A 14921-nucleotide genomic window follows, 5' to 3' on the forward strand; every position below is an offset into this window, starting at 1 on the left:
CATTCGTCGCGGCTTGCACAACAGGCTAGTTGCCCTGGTACCGCCCGAGGAAGTCCGCCATGCGCCCAATCGCTTCTTCAATGTCCTTGACGTTTGGCAGGGTCACCATGCGGAAATGGTCCGGACGCACCCAGTTGAAGGCCCGGCCGTGCGAGACGAGGATCTTTTGTTCTTTGAGCAGATCGAGGACGAATTTCTCGTCGTCGCGGATGTGATAAACCTCGGGATCAAGCTTCGGGAACAGGTAAAGGGCACCCCTGGCCTGCTGTGTGCTGACTCCGGGGATCGCGTTGAGCAGATCGTAGGCTTTGTTTCGCTGCTCAAGGAGCCTACCGCCGGGCAGGATCAAGTCATTGATGCTCTGGTGGCCGCCTAGGGCGGTCTGGATGGCATGCTGTGCCGGCACGTTGGCGCACAAACGCATGTTGGCCAGCAGGTTGATGCCCTCGAGGTAGTCGGCGGCATCCTTCTTGGGACCGGAGATGGCCATCCAGCCGGCACGGTAGCCACACACCCGGTACGCCTTGGACAGGCCGCTGAACGTCAGGCACAGGACGTCGTCGCCGGTGAGCCCGGCAAGATTCACGTGGACAGCGTCTTCGTAGAGGATCTTCTCGTAGATCTCATCCGCAAACACCACCAGGCCATGCTTTTCAGCCAGGGCCACGATCTTCTTGAGGGTCTCCTCCGGGTACACGGCACCCGTGGGGTTGTTGGGGTTGATGACCACGATGCCCTTGGTTTGAGGCGTGATCTTGGATTCCATGTCCTCAAGGTCGGGCTGCCAGCCCGATTCTTCGTCGCACAAATAGTGGACAGGGCGGCCGCCGGCCAGCGCCACCGAGGCGGTCCAGAGCGGGTAGTCCGGAGTGGGGATGAGGATCTCGTCGTCCACTTCCAGCAAGGCCATGAGCGACATAGTGATGAGCTCGCTGACGCCGTTGCCAAGGTAGATGTCGTCTACATGGATGTTTTGGATGCCGCGGGTCTGGTAGTACTGCGAGACGGCGGTGCGGGCCGAGAAAATACCGCGCGAATCGCTGTATCCCTGAGCATGGGGCAGGTGGCGGATCATGTCCACCAAAATCGCGTCCGGGGCTTCAAATCCGAACGGTGCCGGGTTTCCGATATTCAGTTTGAGGATGCGGTGACCCTCTGCCTCCATCTGCTGGGCGGCCTGAAGAATCGGTCCACGGATGTCGTAAAGGACATTATGAAGCTTGGTGGACTGCTTGAATTCTGCCATTCATCAAATATGCCATACCGGGGATGTACTTCACTTGAGACATCACTCACATTCGCGACGACGACGGCGAGGCCCCCCAAGGGTTCCTCGCCGCCGTCGAGCATTTCCCGTGAAGGTTACTTCACGATCCCCTTGTCCTTGAGCCATGCGGCTGCGGCGTCCTTGGGGTTCTGCTTCTGGTTGCCGCTGACTGCGCGGTTGAGGCTGATGAGGTCGTCCGTGGTCAGGATCTTGGACACGGCGTTGAGGGCGTCCTTTGCCTTGTCCGTCATCTTGGCCTTGTTGTACAGCGGGAGGACCTGCTGGGCCTTGAAGTTGTTTTTGGGATCATCCAACACCACCAGTGCGTTGTCCTGGATGGACGGAGTGGTGGTGTAGATGTCCGCAACCTGAACGTCGTTGGACAGCAGAGCCTGCAACGTCAGGTTGCCGCCGCCATCGCTGAACGGCTTCAAGCCCTTGAGCACGCAGTTGTAGTTGGCTTTGAGACCCGGGAAACCGTAGGCGCGGGTCTCAAAAGTTGCCGGTGCCGCCATCGTGAGGTCCTTGCAGACCTTGGCGAGGTCGTCGATGGACTTGAGCTGGTACTTCTCTTGCGTGGCCTTGGTAACCACCATGGCGTCCTTGTCCTCGGCCTTGGCAGCGTCCAGCACTCCCAATCCCTGCGGAAGCTTTCCGGGCAGCGCCTTGTAGACGTCATCTGCCGAGACCTGGGTAGCGTTCGCGTCAAGGTAGGACAGCAGGTTGCCGGAATAATCCGGGGCAAGATCGATCGAACCGTCCTGGACAGCCTTGAAGTAGATCTCGCGTGATCCGATATTGGGTTTGGTGGTGGCGGTGACGCCCGCGGCGTTCAGTGCTCCGGCGTAGATTTCGGCAATGACCTGGCTCTCCGGGAAATCGGCCGAACCCACGGTCAGCGATCCCCCGGCCCCGGAGGGAGCGTTGGTGGATGGCGTGGACAGCGGGCTGCCGCCACATGCGCTCAGGGCAAGCGCAACGCCGACTCCGGCCGCTAGGCCTCCGAGCCTGCGGCGGGTCAGGGTGACGGGGTGCTTCATGCGGTACCTCCTTGAATGGCAGCCCCTGCTGGTGCAGCGGCTGCGAGATCTCCGGCGGCCTTGTGGTCACCGTTGGAATCGATGGAAAGTCCGGGCGGGAGCAGAATCCTCTGCGCCAGCGCCAGAATGAGGTCGACGGCGATTGCCAACGCCGCGATGAGCAGTGACCCGCCCAGCATGCGGGGGAAGTCCTGGAGGACCAGTCCGTCAAAAAGATAACGCCCCAGGCCGCCCAAAGGAAGGTAGGCCACCACGGAAACCGTCGCGATGACCTGCAGGACCGCAGTGCGGATGCCACCAAACATGACTTGCAGGCCGTTGGGCAGCTCCACACGGAACAAGATCTGGAGTTCGGTCATGCCCATGGCCCGGGCCCCGTCCACCACAGTCGGATCCACACTGGAAATCCCGGCGTACGTCCCGGCCAAAAGGGGTGGCACCGTCAAGATGACCAACGCCCAGACAGGCGGCATGAGTCCGCTTCCGGCCAACAGCGCAAACAGGACGAGCAGGCCGAGGGTGGGGAGGGCCCGCAAGGCACCAGCGAAGGCCACGGCGACGACGCGTCCATGTCCGGTGTGGCCGATGAAGAGGCCAACCGGTACGGCGATGGCCGCTGCAATCACCAGGACCAGCGCGGAATACTGCAGGTGTTCCAGGAGCCTGGTGGCGATTCCGCTGCTTCCCGACCAGTGAACCGGATCCGTGAGCCAAGTGAGCGTGTCCACGAAGATGTTGCTCATCGGGCCGCCTCCGCGTGGATCCGGGTTTCCGCGATCGCCAGCCCTGCCTTGGTTTCTTGCTTGGCGGTTACGGCACTGGCCCGCGTCCAGGGGGTCAGCACCTTCTCCAGCAGGACCAGGAACGTGTCCATGACGAGGGCAAGCAGAAGAATGGCGATGATGCCGACCACTACCTCAGTGACGAACGTGCGCTGCAGGCCGTCGGTAAACAACATTCCCAGATTTCCGACCCCCAGGAGCGCGGCGACGCTGACGAGGGAGATGTTGCTGACGGACACCACGCGCAGGCCCGCGAAGAGCACCGGCAAGGAAAGGGGCAGGTCGATCTGCAGGAACCGTGCGGTCGGCTTGAAACCCATGGAAACTGCCGCCATCCGGAGGTCATCGTCCACCGAATCGAAGGCGTCCATGGCAGCCCTTACCAACAACGCAACGGCATAGATGGTGAGGGCAACCACCACGTTGAGCGGATCCAGGATTCGGGTTCCCAGGATCGGCGGCAGAATAATGAAAAGCGCCAGGGAAGGAATGGTGTACAGGAGGGAACTTCCGGTGGTGACCACAGTCCTCAGCGTTCGGTTCCTCCGAGCCAACTGGCCCAGTGGCACGGCAATGAGCAGGCCGAGCACCATGGGAATCAAAGCCAGGATAAGGTGCTCGCCGGCCCGCTCGAAGACCATCCCGCTGTTCGCCAGGAACCATTCCATCAGGGGGCGTCCTCCCGGTTGTGCCGGGTTTGTTCGATCAGCGCCAGGACTTCCTCGGCTTTGAGGACACCGGCGAGCCTGCCGTCGTCGTCGACTACCACGCCCAAGCCCGACGGTGAGGACAAGGCGGCATCCAGCGCTCGGCGGAGCGTGTCGCCGCGCCGGAACAAGGAACCTCCGGGAATCAACCCGGCACCGTCACGTGGCGAGGCCCATCCCATGGGCCGGGAGTCGCCGTCGAGCACCAATGCCCATTCGCTGCGGGCCGCAGCAAGCTGCGGCGCTTCAACCGTCTTGACCGGATGCACCGGCACGGCATCGGCCGCATTGAAGGCCAAGTGCCGGAATCCCCTGTCGCGGCCAACAAAAGAGGCCACGAAATCGTTGGCAGGAGCGCGGAGGATCTCTTCCGGCGCCGCATATTGCGCCAGTTTGCCCCCGACGGCGAAGACGGCCACCTTGTCGCCCAGAACGGTGGCCTCGTCAATGTCGTGGGTGACGAAGACGATGGTCTTGGCCAGTTCGCGCTGAAGCCGGAGGAGTTCCTGTTGGAGTTCGTCACGAACTACGGGGTCCACCGCGCTGAACGGCTCATCCATCAGCAATACCGGCGGGTCCGCCGCGAGCGCGCGTGCCACGCCGACACGCTGCTGCTGGCCGCCCGACAGTTGGGACGGGTACCGCTTGCCGAGTACGGAAGCCAGCCCGACGACGTCGAGCAATTCTTCCGCGCGTTTGCGGGCCGCCGCTTTGGAGACACCATTGAGCCTTGGAACAGTGGCGATATTGTCCAGCACGGAACGGTGGGGCATGAGCCCGGAGGACTGCATGACGTAGCCCATGGAGCGGCGCAATTGAGCGGCCGGTTCGTTCGAAACATCCTTGCCAGCCACGGTGATGGTGCCCGACGTCGGCTCCACCATGCGGTTGATCATCCGCAGGGAAGTGGTCTTCCCGCAGCCCGACGGCCCGACGAACACCGTGATGGCACCTTTATCGATGGACATGCTCAATCCGTCAACAGCGGGTTGCCCGCCCTGATACTGCTTGGTGACGCTCTGGAACTCAATCATGGCTTCAGCCATTCCCGGGCTTACCTAACTATTGGGCTGCAATATCAACAATGGAAATCAAGCAACAGTGACGTGATGTTTCTACAGCCTAACCAGCACCACCGACGATGTCAGCGCAGGCGCGAAGACCGTAATGAATCGGCAACGGTCAGGACGTCGGGAGTTTTCCGTTGACGGGCCGTTCACTGTGCAAACGGAGGCCGATATCCACCAGGGAAACACGGTTTAGTCCGGGCACCTTGCCCAACGGCACCCATGCAGCATGGGTAGTGCTGCCGTCTATCTCGTGGGTCAGTTCGCCACCGGTGATGTTGGCCTCGTAGACCAAGCGGATCGCCTGGAAATCACGGTCCGATCCGTCCAGGCGCTCCTCGCCCGGCCAGTGGCCGACGTCGATCCCGAGCATCGCCCCGATCTCGGCGTCGTACCCGGTTTCCTCCTGGATCTCGCGGCGGCAACCATCCACAGGATGCTCCCCCAAGTCCAGGCCTCCGCCGGGAAGGGTCCAGCCTTCTTTGCCGTCTTGCTTCCAATAGGCGAGGAGGATTGCTCCGTCACGGATGACAACTCCATATGCGGCCGGCCGGGTGTCGAACTGGATGCTCATGGAGCCCAGCCTAAGCGGGCAACAACGCTGCCGCGATCTCCGAGTTGTCGGTTGCACCAAGATCGGCGCTTTCACGAAGTTCCACCACCGTGCCGGTCTTTTCAAGTTCAAGCACTTTGATGGTATTGCTGCCTGCACGGATGAGCGGCGCCGGAACGTAAAGCGTCTGCTGGGGTCCGATGCCCCAGTATCTGCCAAGAAGGAAGCCGTTAATCCAAACAAAGCCTTTGCCGGAGTCCGGCAGGGCGAGATACGTGTCCGCCGCTTCCCCCGCCACGAACTCTGCCCCGGCGAGTTGCTCAATCTCCTTGGAGGCCCATTCGGCGATCCGTACCGGCGTCTGCGTCCAATGGAAGGTGTACCGCTGATTTACCAGGACTCCGCCGAGGATTCCTTTGCCGTGTCCGGTGAGGGGGCCGTAGTTAATCCGCCCCAGGTTCTCTACGAGGATCTCCACCCTGACCGCTGCCCCGGTCCCGGTGACCTTCAGGCCTTCCGCCGCAGTGACGTCGTCGAGGATTCCGGCGAAGGCGCCATCCACCCAGATGTAGGCGCGGTCGTTCAAACCCGTGATTCGAAGGGCGGATTCCGTCGGGATCCCGGGCTTTCCGGGAAGCACGGCCTCGGCGCAATACAGCACCATGCCGGCGTCGATCCCCAATTGTTCAAAACTCAGCGGCCGGACACTTGGCACAGCGGCGCCGGCCGCCCTGGCAAGCGCCAAAAGTTCCGGGCCGGGCGCCAGCGGCAAAGTCTGCGCGGGGAGCACCGCCGGCTCGGCGAGTAGCTCTCGCGGAAGCTCGGGAAACTCCTCGATCCCTTGCGCCCGCAGGAACTCGCTCCGGAGCGCATGGAACTTAGGGGTGAGGGCTCCGTTCTCCGCGATAGGAGCGTCTGAATCGTAGCTCGTAGTGGTGGGCTGGATACGGGAGCCATCGTGGTTGCTACCGGAACCTAGCCCAAAATTGGTGCCTCCGTGGACCATATAAATGCAGACGGAGCCGTCCAGGTCAAGCATTTTCCGGACCTCCGCGGCGGCTTCAGCGGCATCCCGCACATGATGGCGTTCGCCCCAATGGTCGAACCAGCCGCCCCAGAACTCGACGTTGAAGAACGGCTCGCCTGGACGGCGGCGTTCCCAGGTGGCCACCGCTTCGTCGCCGCGGCTGCCAAGGGTCGCCGTCGCCCACGTCCCGTCAATGGCGCCGCCGTCGAGGTAGTAGTCCGCCCCACCGTCGGCAGTGAACAGCATTTCAGTGATTCCGCGCTCTTCAAGTGCGCGGCGATTCCAACGGATATAGTCGTGGTCATCGCCATAACTGCCGTATTCGTTCTCGATCTGCACGGCCACCACCGGTCCTCCCGTGGCTGACTGGCGGCTGGCGATAATGGGCATCAAGTGGTCAAACCACTGCTCAATCGCGGCCGTGAAGAGAGGGTCGAGGCAACGCAGTCCGATCCGAGGCGTGCCCGTGAGCCACGCAGGGAAGCCGCCGTTGTCCCACTCTGCACAAATGTAGGGACCTGGGCGGACAATGACATCAAGCCCTTCTTCAGCAGCGAGATCAATGAACCGGCCGAGGTCCCGCCACCCAGTGAAATCCGGTGCACTATCGGGACTAGGCTGGTGGAAGTTCCAGGCCACATAGGTGTCCACGGTGTTGGCGCCCATGGCTTTGAGCTTGCGCAACCGGTCCTGCCAGTGGTCCGGGTGTACGCGGAAGTAATGGATGGCTCCGGCAAGGATGCGGTGGCGTTCCCCGGAACGGTAAAGGATGGCGTCGTGGTAGCTCAAAACGGCATTGTTCACGCGAAACAGAATAGTACATTTTACAACATTTCAGCACATGGAGTTGTATCGTGACCAACTTGGAAACGGCCCCGTCCCAGGAAGTCTGCCCTGCCGGCCACCCCGGCCAAGGACCTTGTGTGCAGCTTTGGCCATCCCGCAACGTTCCCTTGGGCGGCGTCCGCAACATGACGGTCTCCCGCACCCTCCCCCAGCGTGGCCTGCCGACCGTGGGCGCGTGGTGCTTCCTGGATAGCTTCGGCCCGGATCGCGTGGCGATGAGCGTCCTCCCCCACCCGCACACGGGGTTGCAAACCGTCACCTGGCCGCTCCTGGGCGAGGTGCGGCACCGCGACAGCGTGGGCAGCGACGTCGTAGTCCGTCCCGGGCAGTTGAACATCATGACCGCCGGGCGCGGCATTTCTCATTCCGAGTTCGCCGTCCTGCCGGCAGGACTTCACCCGAACCCGCCCGACGGCGGCGCTCCCCTGCCACTGTCCCGCGGCCTGCAATTGTGGGTTGCGTTGCCGGACGCCGTAAGGCACCGGGCGCCGTCGTTCCAGCAGATCGTCGATCTGCCGGTAGTCGCGACGGACAGTTTCAGGGCCACCGTGCTCGTGGGCGAATTCGCCGGGCAGCGCTCCCCCGCCAGTATGTACAGCCCGATTGTCGGCGCCGAGATCTCGGCCTCGGGCGCCGTCGAACTGCCGCTGAACCCGGTCTTCGAACACGCGATCCTGGTTTTGGACGGCTCCGTGGTGATCGAAAGCCAAACAGTTGACCCGGGCCCCTTGGCTTTCCTCGGGACCGGCCGGGAATCGCTCCGCCTCGAGGCAACTCCCGGAACCCGCTTCATGGTCCTGGGTGGCGAACCGTTCGAAGAAGACATCCTCATGTGGTGGAACTTCGTGGGCCGGACGCATGAAGAAGTAGAGCAAGCGCGCGGGGACTGGGAAGCCCAGGCGCTCCTGGTCGACGACGATGCCCGCGCAGCGCGGTTCGGCTTGATCAATGGCCATGGGCCCGACGCCGGTGCAGAGGCTGGGCGAATTCCCGCACCGCCCATGCCGGGAGTCCAGCTCAAGCCGAGGACACGGAACAGGGCCGTGGAGTAGGGCTGCCGACATCCAAACAGCCTGGCGATACACATCAGGGCTGACACACAGGGTATTCGCGCGTCGCCAGTCTTTCTCCGCGTCGGCCATCCATCCGCGGTGTTCTAGGCCTGTTCGGCCAGGATCTGCAGCACACCGAACACAGGCTCCCGGTCCAAGACCCGAATATCCGTGATTCCGTGCGCAGCCAACCCTGCCCGGAAAGCGGACTGCAATGGCTCTACATTCATTCCGAGCCCGCCGCCCAGGATCACCGGTCCATGGAGGCCAAGTTGCCGAACGGCCTGCGCCGCAAGTTCCGCGAGATCCCGTCCTGCCTGGTCCAGCAGTTGGCGGCTGATCTCAAGCCCTTCGCGGGCGGTCTCCACCACGGCAGCCGCCCGCTGGGCCCAGTACCGCCTATCCGTGTCCTCCGAATGGAACAAGGCGATGAGCTTATTGGGGTCGTCCACCCCGCAGGATTCCAGGAGGGCCACCGTGAGGCCATCGGGCTCCAGCCCTTTGTTCATCCGCCGAAGGCTGTGCCGCACCGCCTCCCGGCCCAGCCAATAACCACTGCCCTCATCGCCCAGAAGAAAGCCCCACCCGCCGGCACGGGCTTCTTCGCCGTCGGCGTTCTTTCCCCAGGCGGCCGACCCAGTCCCAGCAATGACGGCCACTCCGGTGCTTGCCCCGCCTGCCGCCAGCAGCAGGCGGGAATCGTGGACCACCGTGACCTGTGCGCCAGGAACATGTGGCTCAATCAAATCGGCGAGGGCACGGGCATCGGCGTCGGTGTCGATTCCGCCGGCACCGGCAAGGACGCGGTCCACATGGCCGCCCCCGATCATCGCGAAGAGCTCCGCGAGATTTGCGGCCGCCACCTCCCGGCTCACGTTCTGGACGTTGGAGCTGCCCGTGCTTTCGTCGCGGACCGGTTTACCGTCCTCGAACCGCACCCCGCGGGTCTTCGTGCCACCAATGTCCAGGCCGATGACCGTAGCCGGGACCGATGCGTCGTCGGGCCAGGGGGTCGTGTTCTCTGCAGTCTCCACGTCCAAAAGCGTAGCGCGGGCGCGCTGGGTGATCCTACTGGCTTCCGGAGCGCGCCTTCACAAGTCCCGCGAGCAGCCCGGGGCCCTCGGAAAGCACCAGCTCACGGAAAAGACGTACGGGGTCGGGTTCTTTGCGTCGTTGGCGCCACGCAATCCCAATCTCCCGGTAAGCCAGCTCCGACTCAAGCGATACCTCCACCCAGCCCAGGTCGGTAGAATCCAGTACGCCTTGAGGTCCCGGCCCCAGTCCTCCGGGTGGCAGAATGCTGTATCCCAATCCAGCGGACACCAGCCCGCGGATGGTGTGCGAGTCCTGGCTTTCGAAGGCAACCCTCGGGCGAAAGCCCGCATCCCGGAATATCGCGTCGGTCAGCGATCGCAGGCCGAACCCTGGCCCCATGGAAACGAACGGCTCATGCTTGAACTCCGCGAGCCGCACGGTGGACCGCTGGGCCAACGGATGGCGGTGATGGACCACCAGCCGCAAGGGCTCCCGGTACAGCGCTGCCGAGCCGAGGTTCCTGCCCGAGGCTGCCACCGGCGCCGTCAAGGCGAAGTCGGCGTCTCCCGCAATGAGCGATTCGAGGCAAGCGGCGCGCGCTCCTTGGCTGAGTTCGAATGCCGTGGAGGGGTGCCGGCTCCGGAACGCGCTCATGAGCAGCGGCAACGTTGCTTCGCCGAAAGTGTGTTGGAAGGTCACCGCGATTCGGCCGCGGACAACATCGGATTCGTGGCGGACCACGTCCAGCCCCGCCTGGAATTCCGCAAGCGCCGATTCGATGTACGGAAGCAGCGTCTTTGCGGCGGGGGTGAGCCGGACGCCGCGGCCTTCCCGGATGAGCAGTTCGGTCCCGACGACGGCGCTGGCCCGGGCCAGCGCCCGGCTCACCGTCGATTGGGGTACTCCGAGCAGTTCGGCCGTCTCGGTGATGTGTTCCGTCCGGCCCAGCTCGGCAAGCAGGGGGAGCATGGGGAGCAGTTGAACCAATTGCTTGTGTTCAATGTCCATACGTTCTCCCTCCAGGCTGTCCGCGAAAGATTTCATCCAATTTTGCTATCAATCATAAACGAATCATGCATTGGAATCATCACTTCGGCCCGCCGTACCGTGAAAGGGTGAGCACAAGCGCAGCATTCAAGAGCACCACCGAATCCCCCTGGGAAGGCCACCTGAAGGGCTCCGTTGCGTATCGGAGGATCCTTGCCGGGCTGGCCCTCGCCGGCGTCGCCACGTTCGCGCAGCTCTACTCCACCCAGGCAGTCTTGCCACTCATGGCAAACGAGCTCCACATCACGGCAGCCGAGGCAGCACTCACCATTTCCCTGGCCACTGTAGGACTCGCGGCGACGGTGTTGCCGTGGTCATTCGTGGCAGACAGGATCGGCCGGGTCCGTGCCATGGCCATTGGAATCGCGGCAGCCACTGTCCTGGGCTTGCTCGTCCCCATGGCCCCCACCTTTCCCCTTGTCCTGGGCCTGAGGGCACTGGAGGGCATGGCGTTGGGCGGCATTCCTGCCATCGCTATCGCGTACCTCAACGAAGAGGTCAACAAAGTGCACGCCGCGCTGGCCGCCGGAAGCTACGTAGCCGGCACCACCCTCGGCGGGCTTGCCGGCCGCTTGCTCGCGGGGCCAATCGGCGAGTTGTGGGGATGGCGGGCCGCCGCCCTTGCGGTCTCCATCCTTGCCACGGTCTCAGCCGCCCTGTTCATCCTGCTGGTTCCGAAACCGCGCCGCTTCACTCCTAGTTCGGCTGGAGGTTTCCGCGGCGCGATGAAGACCTTGGCAGCCCATTCCTCCAATCCACGGCTGCTCGCCCTCTATGTTCAGGCGTTCCTGCTGATGGGTGGCTTCGTGGCTGTCTACAACTACCTGGGATTCCGCCTGCACGCGGAGCCGTTCGGGCTGCCAGCCACCGTGGTAAGCCTGATCTTCCTGGCCTATTTCTCCGGGACAGTGAGCTCCCGTTGGGGAGCGGGATTGTCCATGCGCTTTGGCCGCCGCACGGTCTTGCTCGCTGGCATCGCGACCATGACGGCCGGCCTTGGACTCACCCTGTGGGACAACGTCGCCGCGATCCTGGCGGGCTTGGTGGTCTTCACTGGCGGTTTCTTCGCGGCCCACAGCATCGGAGCGGGCTGGACCGGCACCATCGCAACGAGCGGACGCGCGCAGGCCGCCTCCTTGTACAACCTGTCTTACTACCTGGGTTCCAGCATCCTTGGCTGGGCCGGAGGGCTCGCCTTCCAGGCCTTCGGGTGGAGCGCACTCGCCTGGGCGGTCATCGCCCTGGGGTGCACGGCGGCGGTGATCACCGCCGTCGTGCACCGCTCCCCGGCGCGGGAGGACGCCGTCGTCGTCTCCTCAGTGAAACCGGCTGGGCAGGGAAGATAGCGGACCCTACCGGGTGGACTCGATCGCCTGGACCAGGTCATCGACGATATCGGAGGGGTCTTCCAAGCCGATCGAAAGCCTGAGCATGCGCCCTTGGGGCTTGGCCTCCGGGGCCACCGGGCGGTGGGTCAGTCCGGCGGGGTGCTGGATGAGCGTGTCGATTCCACCCAGCGACACCGCGTGTGTGATGAGCCGGACCGCGCCTGGAATACGCTCCGCGTGCTCGGCAGATTCAAGGTCGAAGGATATTAACGATCCCGGACCGCTCATCTGCGTGCCCACCAAATGCAGGGGATCGCATTCGGGAAGCCCGGGGTAGTACACCTTGGCCACGAGTTCGTGGCTGGCGAGCGCCGCCGCGACCTTGTGGGCATGGTCCTGCTGGGCACGGACCCGGATGGGAAGGGTCGCGAGGCCCCGGTGCAGCATGTAGGCAGGCCACGGAGTCAGGATGCCTCCGGTCACCGCACGGACCCGGCGCAGCCGGGTGGCCCATTCCGCACTCGTTGCCACCACACCGCCCATGGCATCGCCATGGCCGCCCATGAACTTTGTGGCACTGTGGAGGACCATCGCGACGCCCTGCTTGAGCGGCTGCTGGAGAATCGGAGTGGCGAAGGTGTTGTCCACGAGCACTGGAACGTCCGCGGCGGCGGCCACCAAGCGGACCAGGTCCACGAGGTCCAGGCTCGGGTTCGCTGGCGTCTCCACCACCACCAGCCCGGTGTCCGGGCGAAGGGCGTCCCGCACGCCGTGAGCCTTGACGAAGGTGACTTGGTTGCCAAGGAGGCCGCTGGCCAGGACGTGGTCCGTGCCGCCGTACAGGGGCCGAACCGCGACTACGTGCGTCTTGCCTTCCGATTGTGCTGCCAGCAGCACGGCACTGAAGGCGGCCATGCCTGAGGCAAATCCGACGGCTTGGTCGGCACCCTCGAGCGCCGCTACCCCGTCTTCGAACCTGGCTACCGTAGGATTCCAGAGACGCTGGTACACAGTGCTTTGACCTTCGAGGTGGACGCCTCCTGTGGCCATCTGCTCGTAGGCCAGTCCGCCGTCATGAACAGATGGCAGGGGCGCAGTAGTTGAGAGGTCGATCGGAACGGCGTGTACGCCCTGTTCCGTAAGTCCGGCCCGGCCTGCGTGGACTGCAAGTGTATCGATGGCTGTCACTGCTCTCCTTGAATTATTCACCGTTGAATTCGGTAAGTATCTGGCAATAATTCGGACATTGACAGTGCAAATGAATGGATTGCTCGGAAACTGGCACCTATGATGAACGGACAGCACTTTCAGGAGGATCCGTGAGCACCACCCCGAAGAACGTTCGGCCCGTCGGCATGAGCGAGCCCTTGGACGCAATCGACGAACGCATCCTCGCGGCCTTGGTTGACGATGCCCGGATCTCCAACAAGCAGTTGGCCGAGCTGGTTGGAATTGCCCCGTCCACCGCTCTCATGCGCACGCGGTCACTCTCAGAGCGCGGGATTATCGAGGGCTTCGAAGCGGTTCTCAGCCTGCCTGCAATCGGGCGTTCGGTCCAGGCCCTGATCGCCGTGCGCCTGCGCGCCCACGACCGCGACCAGATTGACCGCTTCACGGCCCGCGTGCCGGCGCTCCCCGCAGTGATCTCTACGTTCCACACTTCGGGTTCCGTGGATTACCTGCTGCACATCGCAGTAGCCAACACCGACGACTTGCGTGACTGGGTCCTGGACAACCTCGCCACGGACCCCGTAGTGGGCCACACCGAGACCACCTTGGTCTTCGCGCACATCCAGGGCAACCACGGACCGTTGCCGGAATAGCGGTTTCCGGCTTCGCCGCCGTCCTTGCCCGATGAGCCTTTCGTCAGCCCTTCCGGAGCACCCTGCGGAAGGACACGGCCGCGAGCGCCATGGCTGCCAATCCGCACACCACGGTGAAATAGTTGGCCGCGACACCCAGTCCAAGTACCGAAGCCGCCAGGCCCAGGCCGATGACGGGAACAGCGCTGCCGAGGTAGGTGATGACGTAAACCGTGCTGATGATCTGGGCATGCCGCGATGCCTCCACTTTTCCTGCAACGTCATTGAACACCAGCCGGAACGCGATGCCCTGCCCAACACCGGCAGACAAGCTCGCCGCCACCAGCAGCACCGGGCTGGACATAGACGCCGCGGCACCCACAAGCACGATGGAAACCCCCAAGACAGCCAGTCCTGTGGGCACGGCAAACCGGCCGCGGGCGGTCAGCAATTGGCTTAGCGCGGACGCACCGAGCGTCAGCCCGGCGAGCAGCCCGGTCATAGGGCGCGAATCTGCGTGCACGACCACGGCGAAGTACCCGGGCGCGAGCGAAAGGCAGAATCCGAACACGGCAAAGCTCAGGAATCCCACGCTCGAGGCGAGCCAAAACGCTCCCCTTGCCTCCCTCGACACCGAGGGCCGGCGAGGAGCGAGGACCGTGTAGGGCCGCGGACCCTCGGCAGGCCGAATCGCAGGCCGCGCTTTGAGAAGCCACAGCGGCACCAGCAAAAGGAGAAGCACGGCCGCGTGGATGATGAATGGCGTAGAGGTTGCACCCGGGAGCAGCGAAAGCAGTCCGCCAATGGCAGGACCGGCGGCCACCCCACCGGACGAGGAAAGCAACGTGAAGCGCGAGGCCCATTCCGGCCGATACGGGAGCAATTCCCGCAGCGCTGCCGAGCTCGCCCCGGTGGCAAGACCGACGGCGACGCCCTGGAGCATGCGGCCGGCTGAGAGCATCAAGAGGTTGTCCGCGTTGGCGAAGACCAGTCCGCCCACCAGGCCGACGAGAACAGCCAGCACCAGGGCCGCGCGCCGGCCGATATGGTCCGACCAGTGGCCAGCGAGCATCAGCACAGCCACGAGCGCCAGGACGTAGCTCGCAAAGGCAATGGTCACACCCAGCGAGGTTATCCCCAGTTCCGCTTGAAGCAGCGAATACAGCGGACTCGCCAGGTTGGCGCCGACCAGCAATGTGAACATGACGACGCCGGCCAAGACCAGCCGTGCCGTAGTGGAAGCATCCCAGCCCCAGCGCTCGGCGGTGGCCGGGCGCATGCGCAGTTCGCTAAAGACAGTCATTTCCGTGCCTTCGCCTCAGCGGCCATCCCGAAACCTGGCCTTGTGGGCCGGGACGGTCATGGCCC

Annotated in this window: 14 protein-coding genes; 3 read left to right on the plus strand and 11 right to left on the minus strand. The window is 63.8% G+C overall.

From position 1 onward, the window contains the following. Window positions 1-25: 25 nt before the first annotated feature. The 7 genes from LFT43_RS14335 to LFT43_RS14365 all read right to left on the minus strand — a co-directional run bounded on the left by LFT43_RS14335 (window position 26) and on the right by LFT43_RS14365 (window position 7247). Window positions 26-1246 carry a pyridoxal phosphate-dependent aminotransferase gene (locus LFT43_RS14335; RefSeq protein ID WP_395797827.1) on the minus strand — a complete coding sequence of 407 codons (1221 nt, stop codon included), beginning with the start codon at window positions 1244-1246 and terminating at the stop codon, window positions 26-28. Window positions 1247-1362: 116 nt separating this feature from the next. Then, window positions 1363-2307 (minus strand): glycine betaine ABC transporter substrate-binding protein, encoded by a 945-nt coding sequence (locus LFT43_RS14340; RefSeq protein ID WP_395797829.1) that lies wholly within the window; start codon window positions 2305-2307, stop codon window positions 1363-1365. Further along, a complete protein-coding gene (locus LFT43_RS14345) occupies window positions 2304-3050 on the minus strand; it encodes an ABC transporter permease (protein WP_395797831.1) in 747 nt (248 codons plus the stop codon). The genes LFT43_RS14340 and LFT43_RS14345 overlap by 4 nt, the downstream gene beginning before the upstream one ends. Then, a complete protein-coding gene (locus LFT43_RS14350) occupies window positions 3047-3757 on the minus strand; it encodes an ABC transporter permease (RefSeq protein ID WP_395797833.1) in 711 nt (236 codons plus the stop codon). Before LFT43_RS14350 ends, LFT43_RS14345 begins: the two co-directional genes overlap by 4 nt. Next, entirely contained in the window at window positions 3757-4842 is a 1086-nt protein-coding gene (locus LFT43_RS14355; protein WP_395797835.1) for an ABC transporter ATP-binding protein, read from the minus strand. The genes LFT43_RS14350 and LFT43_RS14355 overlap by 1 nt, the downstream gene beginning before the upstream one ends. A gap of 136 nt (window positions 4843-4978) precedes the next feature. Beyond that, complete coding sequence (locus LFT43_RS14360; RefSeq protein WP_395797837.1) at window positions 4979-5437, minus strand: NUDIX hydrolase; 459 nt, start codon at window positions 5435-5437, stop codon at window positions 4979-4981. Window positions 5438-5447: 10 nt separating this feature from the next. Then, window positions 5448-7247 carry a beta-galactosidase gene (locus LFT43_RS14365; protein WP_395797839.1) on the minus strand — a complete coding sequence of 600 codons (1800 nt, stop codon included), beginning with the start codon at window positions 7245-7247 and terminating at the stop codon, window positions 5448-5450. Between the two features lie 50 nt (window positions 7248-7297). On the opposite strand from LFT43_RS14365, the gene LFT43_RS14370 reads away from it, so the two are divergent. Beyond that, window positions 7298-8341 carry a pirin family protein gene (locus LFT43_RS14370; RefSeq protein WP_395797841.1) on the plus strand — a complete coding sequence of 348 codons (1044 nt, stop codon included), beginning with the start codon at window positions 7298-7300 and terminating at the stop codon, window positions 8339-8341. A 104-nt stretch (window positions 8342-8445) separates the two neighbouring features. On the opposite strand, the gene LFT43_RS14375 is transcribed toward LFT43_RS14370, so the two are convergent. Then, entirely contained in the window at window positions 8446-9375 is a 930-nt protein-coding gene (locus LFT43_RS14375) for an N-acetylglucosamine kinase (protein ID WP_395797843.1), read from the minus strand. Between the two features lie 34 nt (window positions 9376-9409). Next, a complete protein-coding gene (locus tag LFT43_RS14380; protein ID WP_395797845.1) occupies window positions 9410-10384 on the minus strand; it encodes a LysR substrate-binding domain-containing protein in 975 nt (324 codons plus the stop codon). Window positions 10385-10449: 65 nt separating this feature from the next. Here LFT43_RS14380 and LFT43_RS14385 point away from each other — a divergent pair, with 65 nt between their 5' ends. Continuing rightward, a complete protein-coding gene (locus LFT43_RS14385; protein ID WP_395797847.1) occupies window positions 10450-11769 on the plus strand; it encodes an MFS transporter in 1320 nt (439 codons plus the stop codon). A gap of 6 nt (window positions 11770-11775) precedes the next feature. On the opposite strand, the gene LFT43_RS14390 is transcribed toward LFT43_RS14385, so the two are convergent. Continuing rightward, entirely contained in the window at window positions 11776-12939 is a 1164-nt protein-coding gene (locus LFT43_RS14390) for a trans-sulfuration enzyme family protein (protein WP_395797849.1), read from the minus strand. 131 nt (window positions 12940-13070) lie between these two features. Between LFT43_RS14390 and LFT43_RS14395 the strand changes: the two genes are divergently transcribed. After that, window positions 13071-13574, plus strand: a complete 504-nt coding sequence (locus tag LFT43_RS14395) for an Lrp/AsnC family transcriptional regulator (RefSeq protein ID WP_395797851.1) — start codon at window positions 13071-13073, stop codon at window positions 13572-13574. Between the two features lie 43 nt (window positions 13575-13617). On the opposite strand, the gene LFT43_RS14400 is transcribed toward LFT43_RS14395, so the two are convergent. Next, complete coding sequence (locus tag LFT43_RS14400; protein ID WP_395797853.1) at window positions 13618-14856, minus strand: MFS transporter; 1239 nt, start codon at window positions 14854-14856, stop codon at window positions 13618-13620. Window positions 14857-14921: the final 65 nt, after the last annotated feature.

The organism is Arthrobacter sp. FW306-04-A (genome assembly GCF_044358315.1).
GTDB lineage: Bacteria > Actinomycetota > Actinomycetes > Actinomycetales > Micrococcaceae > Arthrobacter.

Bases quoted from the DNA above. Each gene is read 5' to 3' on its own strand.
- LFT43_RS14335 (WP_395797827.1), bottom strand. From the start codon at position 1,246: ATGGCAGAATTCAAGCAGTCCACCAAGCTTCATAATGTCCTTTACGAC.
- LFT43_RS14340 (WP_395797829.1), bottom strand. From the start codon at position 2,307: ATGAAGCACCCCGTCACCCTGACCCGCCGCAGGCTCGGAGGCCTAGCG.
- LFT43_RS14345 (WP_395797831.1), bottom strand. From the start codon at position 3,050: ATGAGCAACATCTTCGTGGACACGCTCACTTGGCTCACGGATCCGGTT.
- LFT43_RS14350 (WP_395797833.1), bottom strand. From the start codon at position 3,757: ATGGAATGGTTCCTGGCGAACAGCGGGATGGTCTTCGAGCGGGCCGGC.
- LFT43_RS14355 (WP_395797835.1), bottom strand. From the start codon at position 4,842: ATGGCTGAAGCCATGATTGAGTTCCAGAGCGTCACCAAGCAGTATCAG.
- LFT43_RS14360 (WP_395797837.1), bottom strand. From the start codon at position 5,437: ATGAGCATCCAGTTCGACACCCGGCCGGCCGCATATGGAGTTGTCATC.
- LFT43_RS14380 (WP_395797845.1), bottom strand. From the start codon at position 10,384: ATGGACATTGAACACAAGCAATTGGTTCAACTGCTCCCCATGCTCCCC.
- LFT43_RS14385 (WP_395797847.1), top strand. From the start codon at position 10,450: ATGCATTGGAATCATCACTTCGGCCCGCCGTACCGTGAAAGGGTGAGC.
- LFT43_RS14400 (WP_395797853.1), bottom strand. From the start codon at position 14,856: ATGACTGTCTTTAGCGAACTGCGCATGCGCCCGGCCACCGCCGAGCGC.